12 protein-coding genes are annotated in these 12,491 nt (G+C 59.9%); 5 read left to right on the plus strand and 7 right to left on the minus strand.

Going from position 1 to position 12,491, the window contains the following annotated elements:
* Positions 1–134: 134 nt before the first annotated feature.
* From rpmG to radC, 3 genes are all read right to left on the minus strand, one after another.
* Positions 135–290 (minus strand): 50S ribosomal protein L33, encoded by a 156-nt coding sequence (gene rpmG / locus ACONT6_RS16780; protein ID WP_066960071.1) that lies wholly within the window; start codon positions 288–290, stop codon positions 135–137.
* Positions 291–322: 32 nt separating this feature from the next.
* A complete protein-coding gene (gene rpmB / locus ACONT6_RS16785; protein ID WP_010132080.1) occupies positions 323–559 on the minus strand; it encodes a 50S ribosomal protein L28 in 237 nt (78 codons plus the stop codon).
* A gap of 409 nt (positions 560–968) precedes the next feature.
* Positions 969–1,643 carry a RadC family protein gene (gene radC / locus ACONT6_RS16790; RefSeq protein WP_428819556.1) on the minus strand — a complete coding sequence of 225 codons (675 nt, stop codon included), beginning with the start codon at positions 1,641–1,643 and terminating at the stop codon, positions 969–971.
* A gap of 141 nt (positions 1,644–1,784) precedes the next feature.
* On the opposite strand from radC, the gene coaBC reads away from it, so the two are divergent.
* From coaBC to slmA, 4 genes are all read left to right on the plus strand, one after another.
* Positions 1,785–3,005 carry a bifunctional phosphopantothenoylcysteine decarboxylase/phosphopantothenate--cysteine ligase CoaBC gene (gene coaBC, locus ACONT6_RS16795; protein ID WP_181254890.1) on the plus strand — a complete coding sequence of 407 codons (1,221 nt, stop codon included), beginning with the start codon at positions 1,785–1,787 and terminating at the stop codon, positions 3,003–3,005.
* A gap of 100 nt (positions 3,006–3,105) precedes the next feature.
* Positions 3,106–5,454: a phosphomannomutase/phosphoglucomutase gene (locus ACONT6_RS16800; RefSeq protein WP_428819557.1), complete on the plus strand. Its 2,349-nt coding sequence runs from the start codon at positions 3,106–3,108 to the stop codon at positions 5,452–5,454.
* Between the two features lie 56 nt (positions 5,455–5,510).
* Positions 5,511–6,443, plus strand: a complete 933-nt coding sequence (gene argB / locus ACONT6_RS16805) for an acetylglutamate kinase (protein WP_428819558.1) — start codon at positions 5,511–5,513, stop codon at positions 6,441–6,443.
* Positions 6,444–6,660: 217 nt separating this feature from the next.
* Positions 6,661–7,272: a nucleoid occlusion factor SlmA gene (slmA, locus tag ACONT6_RS16810; RefSeq protein WP_078082858.1), complete on the plus strand. Its 612-nt coding sequence runs from the start codon at positions 6,661–6,663 to the stop codon at positions 7,270–7,272.
* A 199-nt stretch (positions 7,273–7,471) separates the two neighbouring features.
* Here the strand turns inward: slmA and ACONT6_RS16815 are convergent, their stop codons facing one another.
* Positions 7,472–8,068 (minus strand): hypothetical protein, encoded by a 597-nt coding sequence (locus tag ACONT6_RS16815; RefSeq protein ID WP_428819559.1) that lies wholly within the window; start codon positions 8,066–8,068, stop codon positions 7,472–7,474.
* Between the two features lie 97 nt (positions 8,069–8,165).
* The gene (gene pyrE / locus ACONT6_RS16820) at positions 8,166–8,822 is read right to left on the minus strand and encodes an orotate phosphoribosyltransferase (protein WP_428819560.1); all 657 of its coding nucleotides are present in this window, start codon (positions 8,820–8,822) and stop codon (positions 8,166–8,168) included.
* 123 nt (positions 8,823–8,945) lie between these two features.
* Between pyrE and ACONT6_RS16825 the strand changes: the two genes are divergently transcribed.
* Positions 8,946–9,713, plus strand: coding sequence for an exodeoxyribonuclease III (locus tag ACONT6_RS16825; RefSeq protein WP_078083116.1), 768 nt, complete (start codon positions 8,946–8,948; stop codon positions 9,711–9,713).
* 94 nt (positions 9,714–9,807) lie between these two features.
* Here the strand turns inward: ACONT6_RS16825 and ACONT6_RS16830 are convergent, their stop codons facing one another.
* Both ACONT6_RS16830 and rph read right to left on the minus strand, forming a co-directional pair.
* Complete coding sequence (locus ACONT6_RS16830; protein WP_428819561.1) at positions 9,808–11,505, minus strand: hypothetical protein; 1,698 nt, start codon at positions 11,503–11,505, stop codon at positions 9,808–9,810.
* Between the two features lie 201 nt (positions 11,506–11,706).
* Positions 11,707–12,426, minus strand: a complete 720-nt coding sequence (gene rph, locus ACONT6_RS16835; RefSeq protein WP_181254884.1) for a ribonuclease PH — start codon at positions 12,424–12,426, stop codon at positions 11,707–11,709.
* Positions 12,427–12,491 lie beyond the last annotated feature (65 nt).

A 12,491-nucleotide genomic window follows, 5' to 3' on the forward strand; every position in this document is an offset into this window, starting at 1 on the left:
AAAAACATCCTGTTTTTGAAGGTCTGGCAAAGGGGAGACACTATCGAAGCCTTAGCGTCGGCGTACAGTATTTTTTTCCAGACACAAAAAAGCCCGGAAAACCGGGCTTTTTCGCGAACTAGCAAGGCAATCAATTACTTGATTTTGCCTTCCTTGTACATAACGTGCTTGCGAACAACGGGATCGTATTTTTTGATCTCCATTTTCTCAGGCATGTTGCGCTTGTTCTTGTCAGTGGTGTAGAAGTGGCCGGTGCCGGCGCTGGAATTCAGGCGAATCTTGTCACGCATTGTTCTGTCTCCAATCTGCGGTTAAGCAGTAATTAAACTTTCTCGCCGCGCTTGCGCAGCTCTGCCAGTACGGTATCGATACCTTTCTTATCGATAATGCGCATACCTTTAGTAGAAACACGCAGTTTAACGAAGCGCTTCTCTGCTTCCACCCAGAAACGGTGTGACTGCAGGTTCGGCACGAAGCGACGCTTGGTGCGGTTTTTGGCGTGAGAAACGTTGTTTCCGGTTACCGGGCGCTTGCCGGTTACCTGACATACCTTAGACATCTGATTGGCCTCTTCAATAACTCTCGTGCCCTCAGCTCGGGGGCGGGGCAGGGACTAAATTCGGTATCCAGCGCGACCGCGGGATCTGTACAGAATCTGGCCCGGCCGCAAAGAGCGGCGTTTTATACCAGAACACCCTGGGTGGGGCAAGTTTTGACCAGTTTTTTTGCTGTCTGGGCGGCCACTTTGGGTCAAGGGCACCAATCCCATCGGAATCCGGGTGCAGAACGTCCCGGTGACGGAGCACAAGAGTCTGATGCGAAGGCACCGATACCGGATACAGGCTTGCGAGACCTTCCGCGAGAGGGACCTCGCGGAAGAGCCCCCATGGATGGGTTCACGGCGTGTCTCGCAAGCCTGTATCCGGTAGCGGAGCCGCCTCTGAGGCCGCTACAGTGCGCTAAAGGGCTCAAATCAAACCTCGCTCGGCGAAGGAACAACCACCCCCTTCACCGACAATCAGATGGTCCAGCACCCGGATATCCACCAGCGCCAGGGCGTCCTTCAGCCGGCCGGTGATATGGATATCCGCCTGGCTGGGCTCGCTGACCCCGGAAGGGTGGTTGTGGGCAAGGATCACAGCCGCTGCGCCTTTGGCCAGCGCCGCCTGCACCACCTCCCGCGGATATACGCTGGCTGCGTTCAGGGTGCCCTCAAACAGCTCTTCATAGGCAATCACCCGGTGCTGACTGTCCAGGAACAGGCAACAGAAGACCTCGCGGGTGCGGTGGCGCAATTGCGCGGATAAATAGTCGCGCACCGCCTGGGGACTGGTGAGGGCATCCGAGCGCTGCAGACCTTCCGCCAGGTGACGACGGCCCATCTCCAGCACCGCCTGCAGCTGCACAAACTTCGCATCGCCGAGCCCCTTGCCCGCACAGAACGCCTTGCGATCGGCCTCCAGCAATGGCCGCAGGCCGCCAAAATCCGCCAGTAACTGGCGCGCCAGGTCCACCGCGGAAACCCCGGGCAGGCCGGTGCGCAGGAAGATTGCCAGCAGCTCGGCATCGGATAACGCCTGCGCGCCCCTGGCCAGCAGCTTTTCCCGCGGCCGCTCCTCTGCCGGCCAATCCGTAATCGCCATATCCCCTCCCTGGGCGGAACCACATAGTCAAAGTGAATGCTCGCTTCCATTGCGCGCGAATTACTGCTGCCCATGGGCCGTATTGCCACAGGCGCTAAAATGGTAATCTTACGCGTTCTCAGAGTTCCGGAACCACAGAATATGCCCTCTCTGGCCGATAAACGGATACTGCTTGGTGTTACCGGCGGCATCGCCGCCTATAAAAGCGCCGACCTGGTACGCAGGCTCCAGGATCGCGGCGCCACCGTGCGCGTGGTCATGAGCGCTGGTGCCCGCGCGTTCGTACAGCCGCTCACTTTCCAGGCACTGTCCGGTAACCCGGTGCATACCGACCTGCTGGACCCGGCTGCCGAGGCCGCAATGGGGCATATCGAGCTGGCCAAATGGGCGGACGTAATCCTGATCGCCCCCGCCAGTGCCAGTGTGATGGCCAAGCTCGCCGCGGGCATGGCCGACGACCTGCTGACGACCCTGTGCCTGGCCAGCGAGGCACCCCTGGTGCTGGCCCCGGCTATGAACCAGGCGATGTGGCGCAACAGCGCGACCCAGGACAACGCGCAAACCCTGCGCGATCGCGGCGCCACGCTGCTTGGCCCGGATGCCGGTAGCCAGGCCTGCGGCGACGTGGGCCCCGGGCGTATGCTCGAGCCGCTGGATATCGTCGAGGGACTGATCAATACCATCGCCCCGGAACCGGTGCTGGCAGGCAAGAAGGTCACCATCACCGCCGGCCCCACGCGCGAGGCACTGGATCCGGTGCGCTACCTGAGCAACCACAGTTCCGGCAAGATGGGCTTTGCCATTGCCGCTGCCGCCGCGCGGGCCGGCGCTGACGTCACGCTGATTGCCGGGCCGGTGCGCCTCGATACCCCCGCCGGGGTCACGCGCGTGGACGTGGTCAGTACCGAGGATATGCATCGGGCTGCGGAAACCGCCGCAGACAACTGCGACCTGTTTATCGCCGCCGCTGCGGTGGTGGACTTCCGCCCGGCGGTGGTCGCCGCGCAGAAGATCAAGAAAGAAGATGGCAATGACAGCGATGTGCTGCAGCTGGTGAAAAACCCGGACATCGTCGCCGCCATTGCCGGGCGCGAGCACAAGCGACCGTTTGTAGTCGGCTTTGCCGCGGAAACCGAAAAAGTGGCCGAGCACGCCAAGGGCAAGCTGGCGCGCAAGAATCTGGACATGATCATCGCCAACGATGTGAGCGATCCTGCAGGGGGCTTCAACAGTGATCGCAATCAGGTGACGGTTATCGATCGCGATGGTGAGCAGCCATTGCCGGCGGCACTGAAATCTGAACTGGCAACGCAACTGGTTGCACTGATCGCGGCGCGGGCTTTCCCCGCCAGCAATATTTAGCGCTTATAAAAGCCGAACAAGAAACAACAACACACAAGATTCAGACAATACTGAACCGGTCCGGGGGCTGGTCTGGGAAGACTGGGAGACTGCACAAGTCGTGGCTTCACATATTCAATCGCAAACAAAACCCCTGTGGCACAGCGGCCTGACGCTGCCCGCACTGCTGGCAGCGGCGGTGTGGCTGGGTGGCGCGCACCTGCTGATGACCAATGTTATCCAGGGACATAATGCCGACAGCGTACGCAGCGCCGCGCAGAAGCTGACGAACGGCTATGCGCAGCAGCTTGGGGATTTTTTCAGTGCACGCCAGCAAAAGCTCGATGGCCTGAAGAGTGTCCGCAAATCTACAACCGGCACCCCGAACCGCACGCTGACGCAGGCTTCAATCCAGTTTTTTACGCCCGATCAACTGCAGGTGGGCACCGGTAATCCGCCACTGGATTTCGCGCTGGTCGACCTGCTGAAGCGCAGCCGTGAAGACGGACAACCAAAACCTGAATTCCTGCGCGGCAGCGACAAGCAGTGGCAACTCTACAGCGCCCGCGCGGAAAGCGACGGCGCATTGCTGATCAGCCAGCCATTCAGCGTATTCCAACGCGCCCTGGACCAGCTCGACCAGAATCCGGGCAGTTTCCAGATCATGCAACAGTTCCCGGACGGCCCCGCGCGTGGACTTTGGCAGTCTCCCGGCAGCGCAGCCGGTGGAGAGGCGGTCAGCGCACCCATCGCCGGCTCCTATCTGCAGCTGGTGTTTACCCCGTCCACAGCCTTTGCCGGGGATCACAGTATCGCGGCCTACTGGATTTACACAGCGGCGCTGATCGGGCTGCTCGCAACCCTGTTCGCGCTGCGCACCCTGGTCCCCGCCGAAGGCGATGCCGCCCCCTGGGAAAAATCCTCCCGCAATGGCCCCACGCCCGCCAAAAAAGGCCTGCGCAAAGAAGACCTGGATGCGCCGCCCCCGGCCAGCGACGACCACCTGGCTGCGGTCGCCGCCGCGCCGGCCCCGGCACCCGCGGCACCTGCGAAACAGGCTCCTGCAGCCAGTGCGTTGATGCGCACACCCAGCACAGAAATCCCCGCACATGTGTTCCGCGCGTACGATATCCGCGGCATTGCCGGGGAGGAAATCAACGAGCCCTTTGCCTATCAGCTGGGCCGCGCGCTGGGCACCATTGCACTGCAGGCCGGGGAAAAACTGCTGCTGGTAGGGCGCGATGGACGCAACAGCAGCGAGCTGCTGCGGGACTGCCTGATCGAGGGCATTCTGGAGAGCGGCTGTAACGCCGTGGACCTGGGACTGGTGCCGTCGCCGGTACTCTATTTCGCCTGCGCACGGGGCAAAAATGCCAACAGCGGTGTGATGGTGACGGCAAGTCACAACCCCGCCGAGTACAACGGCTTCAAGATCGTGATGAACGGCCGCCCGCTGGCAGATAATCGCCTGCAGAAATTGCGCACGCTGATGCAGTCCGGCAAGTTCGCCAGCGGCGAGGCCAGCAACAGCCGCCAGGATATTAGCGAAACCTACATCGACGAAATCTTCAACGACGTGGCGCTGGCGGGCCAGCCGCGTATCGTCATCGACGCCGGCAACGGCGCCACTTCCGAACTCGCCCCGGAACTGTTTGAACAGCTGGGCTGCGAAGTGGAAACCCTCTACTGCGAAGTGGATGGCAACTTCCCCAATCACGCGCCGGATCCATCGCGGCCGGAGAACCTGCAGGACCTGATCACCGCGGTCAAAGGCGAGGGCGCCGACCTGGGCATCGCGCTCGACGGCGACGGCGATCGCGTCACCCTGGTTACCGCGAGCGGCCGGATTGTATGGGCAGATCAGCTGGTGATGCTGCTGGCGCGGGATATCCTCGCGCGCAACCCGGGCTCGGATATCGTGTTCGATGTGAAGAGCACCCGCGCGCTGGCGGACCTCGTCACCCAGTACGGTGGTCGCCCGGTGATGTGGAAAACCGGCCACGCGCCGATGAAAGAAAAAATGCTCGAGACCGGCGCGCTGCTCGGCGGCGAGCTCTCCGGGCACATCTTTATCAAGGATCGCTGGTACGGCTTCGACGACGGCATCTACGCCGCGGCGCGAGTGCTGGAAATCATGGCCCTGCGTGAACAGTCCCTCGACGAGCTGCTCGACTCCCTGCCGCAGATGGTCAACACCCCGGAAATTCTGCTGCCGGTACCCGAGCAGAGGAAATTTGGCCTCATCGACAAGCTGCGCGAACAAGGGCACTTTGGCGATGCCGATCTCAATACCATCGATGGCCTGCGTATCGAATTCGCCGACGGCTGGGGGCTGGTGCGCGCGTCCAACACGGGCGCTGCACTGACCCTGCGCTTTGAAGCCGACGATGAACAGGCTCTGGAACGTATCCGCAAGATTGTGGCGATCCAGCTTCAGTCCATCGATCCCGCCCTGAAGATTCCGGGCTGATCAACCGATCCAAGCAGTAACACACAGCAGTAACCCAAAGCGGTAAGGAAAACGCTATGTCCCTGGACCAGAAATCCGCCCTGCGCGTCGCACAGGTACTCAACGAAGCACTGCCCTATATCCAGCGCTTTATCGGCAAGACCGTGGTGGTCAAGTTCGGCGGCAACGCCATGGTGGATGAAGAACTGCAGAACAGCTTCGCCCGCGACGTGATCCTGATGAAACTGGTGGGCATGAATCCGGTGGTGGTCCACGGCGGCGGCCCGCAAATTGGCGACCTGCTCGACAAACTCAGCATTGAATCGCGCTTTGTGGATGGCATGCGCGTTACCGACAGCGAGACCATGGACGTGGTGGAAATGGTGCTCGGCGGCACCGTGAACAAACAGATCGTCAACCTGATCAACAAAAACGGCGGCCGCGCCGTGGGTGTGACCGGTAAAGACGGCCTGCTGATCCGCGCACGCAAACTGCGCCGCAAGGACCAAGAAGAAGACAAGGCCGGCCTGCACGCATCGGAAATCATCGACATCGGTCACGTGGGCGAAGTGGAAAGTGTCGATACCGGCGTGATCGATATGCTGATCAACAGCGACTTTATCCCGGTGATTGCACCGATAGGCGTCGGCAAGAACGGCGAATCCTATAACATCAACGCCGACCTGGTGGCCGGTAAAATCGCCGAATACCTGAAAGCGGAAAAGCTCATGTTGCTCACCAACGTGGCCGGCCTGCAGGACAAGGAAGGTGAGGTCCTCACCGGCCTCTCCACCCTGGAAGTCGACGGCCTCATTGCCGACGGCACCATCTACGGCGGCATGCTGCCCAAGATCGCCTGCGCCCTGGATGCGGTAAAAGCCGGCGTGACTTCCGCCCACATCATCGACGGTCGCGTACCCCACGCGGTGCTGCTGGAAATCTTCACCGACACCGGTGTCGGCACCCTGATCACCAATAGCAACCTGCAAACCGAACCAGATGGCGCGTGATATCCATCACATTACCGTTGTTAACAGGCACTAACAATTGATGCCGCGGCGGCGAATGGTTACGATTCTGCCGCCGGACAATGCGCTTTTCTGCGACTTATAACGGGCTTCTGACACCCCGCTCACAACACAAACGCTTAAAAGCCGCGCAACGAGAACCATACCGGTACAACAACAAAATCAGTTCCCGGCTGAATATTCCGGGTAAAGGCAGTTCATGAGCAGCGAAAAAATCAATCGGCGCCAGCAGATCCTGCAGGCCCTGGCCCACATGCTGGAAGCCAGCCCCGGCGCCCGTATCACCACCGCCGCACTGGCCAAAGAGGTGGGGTTCTCCGAAGCGGCGCTCTACCGCCACTTCCCCAGTAAATCCAAGATGTTCGAAGGGCTGATCGAATTCATCGAAGAAACCATCTTCAGCCGCATCAAGATCATCATGCAGGATGAGCCCAGCGCACTGGCCCGCTGCCAGAAGATCCTGCACCTGCTGCTCGCCTTCTGCGAACGCAACCCCGGCATCACCCGCCTGCTCACCGGCGACGCACTGACCGGTGAAACCGAGCGTCTGCACGGCCGTATCCTGCAGCTGTTCGACCGTCTGGAAACCCAGCTCAAGCAGATCCTGCGCGAAGCAGAACTGCGCGAGCAACTGCGCCCCGCCATCCCCCTGACGGCCGCGGCCAACCTGCTGCTGGCCAGCGCCGAGGGCCGTATCGTTCAGTACGTGCGCAGCGGTTTCAAGCGCAAGCCCACCGAATTCTGGGCTGAGCAGTGGCCGGTTCTGGTTGCAGGATTCTTCAGGGAGAGTGCGCTGGCTGCGCAGGGGTAACAAATCTTTTTCAGGCGCACTAATCACAACGATGCGCAGTGCCCAGAATCGAAGGGGAAGTACCGGGGAAAGTTTTTCAAAACCGTCGTCGCCATGGATGGCGGCGCCGGAGCGCCCAGGGATGGGTTCACAGCGATTTTGAAATGCTTTGCCCGGTGCTTCACCGCCCCCGGGCCCACTTCAAAACCAGCAGGAAAACCTATTTCCCCGCGATTTCCTGATAGCGGTTGGCGGCGTGGTCGAACTCGCTGTTGATCGTTACCGCTTCCTTTTTGCGCAGTGCCAGACGCTCGCTGACCACCTCAACCTCTTTACGCAAATTCTCAATCCGCTGCAGCAGCTCCGGGGAAACCGTACCGCCGTTGCGCTGGGTGCGCGCCGCCGAGGATTCTTCGCTTTCGATCTGTCGGTTGAGGGAAGCTAAATTGGAACGCAGGATCGCCATATCCTGCTGTACGATGGCAAGCTTGCGATTGCGCGCGGATTCGATGTCGGCAACGCTGTTGTAGCGTTTCAGCAATTGCAGGTCGGCGGCCATGCGCGCCTCGCGACGCTGCTTCTCCGCCAGCTCCTTGCCGGTCAGCTCCGGTTCCACCACCTCCAGCACGCGGCCGGTCGCGGTCAGAACCTCATAGCCTCCAGCCACATAACGCGGGGGCACCACGTCATCCAGTACCTGAACACCGTGTTCGTTGGTATAGCGGTATAGCTTCTTGCCATTCCACCCCTGGTCTGCGGCTCCGACGTCCATTGTCAGAAAGGCGCCGGCCAATGCCAGCGCTATTGCGGTTTTCAAACCTGCCTCTTTTTATATTTTGCGTACATCGTTCAAGTTTTGACCTCTAGCACCCGTCCCTAGCGCCCCGGTACCAATAACTGACGAAGAGGGGGCTTTACCCCTCAGAGCGTACGCCGTATTGCTGCCGGTAGTCGATGATGCGCTGCAGCAGCTCTTCGCTGGCAGCCTCGGACTTAAGATAGGAAATAATATCGCCCAATTCCACAATACCGATCACAGGAATACTGTATTCCTGCTCCACCAGCTGAATGGCGGACAGGTCGGTGTCGTCATTCGCCTTTTCCTGGCGGTTCAGACCGATCACCACACCGGCGGGTTCGGCACCCTCGGCCTTGATGATCTGCATGACCTCACGCACCGCCGTGCCAGCGGTAATGACATCATCAATAATCAAAACCTTGCCTTTAAGCGGCGCACCCACTAAGGTTCCGCCCTCGCCGTGGTCCTTGGCCTCTTTCCGGTTGTAACAGAAGGGTTTATCTACCCCTTTCTGCGCCAGTGCCACCGCGGTCACCGCACCCAGCGGGATGCCCTTGTAGGCCGGTCCGAAGATGACATCAAACTCCACTCCAGAGGCAATAATCGCCTCCGCGTAGGCATTGCCCAGGGCGGCGAGCGCCGCACCGCTGTGGAATCGGCCGGCATTGAAGAAATAGGGGCTCTGGCGCCCGGATTTCAGCGTAAAATCCCCGAAACAGAGCACATCGTGCTCCAGGGCCAGTTGTATAAAGTCGCGCTGGTACTGCTGCATGGCAATTTGATAACTATTGGCTAAGGTGAAGGAAGGTCCCCACGGAAAGGGGAGCGGCAATCGAAAAATGTTCAGACGAATAACGACTGCAATTTTACACAGTCCGCTGGTAAGGGGCTAATAATGCGAATAGTGAGTTTGTCCGTTGATGGTGTGCACCAGGCTGCACAGCGCGGACTGTACGATTGGTTGTCAGATCAGGATGCAGACATCATCTGCCTCCAGGACCTGCGCTCACTGGAACCGGAGCTGGATCACCCCATCTTCCATCCGGACGGCTACTACAGCTACTTCTTCGACTCGGGCACCCCCCACGAGAACGGCGTCGCCATCTATACCCGCGCCCAGCCCAAGGCCCTGATCTTCGGCATGGGCTTTGCCAATGGTGTGGATATGTACGGCCGCTACCTGCAGGCGGACTTTGAGCGCCTCAGCGTCGGCTCCCTGCTGGCGCCGGTTGCTACCGACGAAGCGTCGCTGGAAACCAAGGTGCAGTTCTTCGACGACATGCAGGCCCACCTGGCCAAGATCAGCCGCAAACGCCGCGACTTCATCTTCTGCGGCAACTGGGGCATGGCCCACCGCCGCGCGGATGTGGAGAACTGGCAGGACCATCAGGACACCCCGGGGTTCATGCGCCACGAACAGCGCTGGCTCGATCAGTTGTTCAACGAAATCGGCTACGTGGATGCTTTCCGCCGGGTAGTGAAGGACGCGGACGAGTTCACCTGGTGGCCGAGCGGCGAAATCGGCAAGGGCGATGGCTGGCGCACCGATATGCAGATCGTTTCCCAGACCCTCAAGAACAAGATCGAGTACGGGGCCATCAACAAGAACGTGTCCTTCTCGAGCCACCTGCCAGTGATCATGGATTACGACCTGGAAGTCTGATGCCGCTGTCGGACGACCGATACGCAACACCGGACAAAAACAAAGGGCGCACCATTAGGTGCGCCCTTTGTGTATCCGGGACAGTCGAATCTCGCTACAGTCGCGACGCCGTCAGCTTCACATCCGCATCCCGCCAGGCTTTCCTGAACCGCGCCTCGATCAATTCTGCTTCATCCGCCTTGTGCTGCTGCTTCAGCGCCTCGGTCAGTCCGAACAGCGCCCAGCCATTTTCCGGGTAACGGCTGAGGTTCTGCCAGTACACGGTTTCTGCCTGCGCGGGCTTACCGGCCTTCAGCAGTACTGCACCCAGCGCCAGGCGCGGTGGGTAGTGCCATTCGGTGGGCTCGGTATACACAAGCCCGTCTTCCATGCGCACCGCCCGGTCCAGGTGCATGATCGCCGTGTCGTAATCGCCTTTGGCTGCCGCCAGTTCGCCGTTCAACACTTCCGGGGCAATAGCGAGAATGGACGCCGCGGTGTTCGGGGAAAACAGGGTGTAATCCAGCGCCGGGCTTGCGGCGATCTTTTGCACCGCCGCCAGTTCTTTCTCGGCCTGATCCAGTTGGCCCTTGCCAATAAATGCCAGGCCACGCACATAGTGCCGGGCACCTTTGAGAAAGAGGTCTTCCGCTGGCTCCGGTAACGCCAGCACCTCATCCCATTTGCCGAAGCGCGCCAGCGCCCAGTAGGGCGTCACCCGGAAGGTCACCAGAATCGGCATTGCCGCCAGCGTCTCATCAGAGATCTGCGCCGCCGTTTTGTTGGCGGCTTCGATGGCGGCGGCGCCGCGGCCGCGGGCACTTTCGGCAAACCACAGGAAATGGATATTGTGCGGGTAATAGGCCATGGGATAGATACCCTGCGCCCGGCACTGGGTGATGTAATCCTCATCGGCGGCAATTGCCCGCACATTGGTGCTGGCGGAATCCGCGTAACGTCCCACCCGCTGATAAATGTGCGCTGGCATATGCACGATATGTCCCGCCCCCGGCATCAGCCCCTTCAAGGTATCCGCGGCTTTTTCGGCGCGGGCTGGATTGTTGGTGGGCTCGATCAGGTGAATGTACAGGTGCAGGGCGCCGGGATGCCTGGGATTTTTTTCCATCACGCCTTCCAGCAGAGAAACTATCTCCTCGGTGCCCTCGTAGGGCGTACCGTCGCGCATCCAGTAATTCCATGGCCGCAGGTCCATCATCGACTCGGCATACAGGGTCACAATATCCAGATTATCCGGAAAGCGCTGCGCCACTTTTTTCATCGCCGCGGCATAGTCGCTGTCCCGCTGGCGCCTGTCGGTAGGATCACCGGAATAGCGTTTGGACAGTGCTTCTATCAGAGCGCGCTCGCGATCATTGGCGGTATTTCGCAGCGACATGGCTTTCTTTACCAGCTCCAGAGCCTCGGGCTCCTTCTCCTGATCCATGGGCGCGTTGATATTCGGGCCCAGCACCAGCGCCTGCCCCCAATAGGCCATGGCACAGTTTGGGGCAAGACGCGTGGCCTCGCGGAATGAGCGCCCCGCCTCGGCATGGTTGAAGGCGTAGGCGAGGTTCACGCCCTGGGTGATGAACTTCTGCGCGCGCTCCGACTGACAGCTGACCGGAAACTTGTGGTCGCCGAGGTTCTGCAGGCGCGGCGCCAGAGCGCCAGTCGGGGAGGGCTTATCCTGTTCCGGTGCGCGGTAGTGTTTGTGCTGGGGACGGGCTTCTTTATCGTCACCCTGTGCGTGCAGCGGAAAATTAAAGGTGAGCAGCGTTACAGCGAGTGCCGCAATAATCAGTGTCTGATACATGGCTTTCTCGTCGGTATTCCACGGGGCGGAAAGAAAGAAAGAAAGAAAGAAAGAAAGAAAGAAAGAAAGAAAGAAAGCCTAATAGATGCGGAAAGAAGGGATCATCAAAAGGGCGACAAGGAAGGATTTATTGGCGTCAGTTTGTTACCGCGGATAAAAAGTGGGCGAACGAGCGCTACCCGTCCACCCGGTATCGGCAGGTTATTCCGCCAATGCCTTCTTCTGCATTCCGATCAACTCCTTGATGCCCGCCTTGCCCAGCGCCAGCATCTCGGCAAATTGCTGTTCGGTAAATGGTGCACCTTCCGCGGTGCCCTGTACCTCGATCATGCCACCATCTTCAGCCATCACCAGATTCATATCGGTATCGGCATTGGAATCTTCCGGATAATCCAGATCCAGCACCGCTTCGCCGTCATAGATACCCACAGAAATCGCCGCCACCATATTTTTCAGCGGATCGGTGGCAATCATTTTTTCCCGTTGCATATAACGAATCGCATCCACCAGGGCCACACAGGCGCCGGTTATGGAGGCCGTACGGGTACCGCCATCCGCCTGGATCACATCGCAATCGAGGGTGATCTGGTGTTCGCCCAGCAGTTTCAGATCCACCGCTGCCCGCAGGGAACGACCGATGAGACGCTGGATTTCCACGGTGCGACCGCCCTGTTTGCCGCGCGCGGCCTCGCGCCCCATGCGCGAGCCAGTGGAGCGGGGCAGCATGCCGTACTCCGCGGTGATCCAGCCGCCGCCCTGTCCGCGCAGGAAACGCGGCACTTCCGCCGCTACTGACGCGTTGCAGAGCACTTTGGTGTCACCAAACTCAACCAGTACGGATCCCTCCGCGTGACGAGTGTATTGACGGGTAATGCGCACATCGCGCAGTTGCTCTGGCTTGCGGCCGCTTGGTCGCTGCATATTGCACCTCTGGTTTGAAATCGATTTAGGCTTGAAAGCGTTCAAGGTTCGGCATTATAGCCATC

The organism is Microbulbifer sp. MCCC 1A16149 (genome assembly GCF_050368945.1).
GTDB lineage: Bacteria > Pseudomonadota > Gammaproteobacteria > Pseudomonadales > Cellvibrionaceae > Microbulbifer.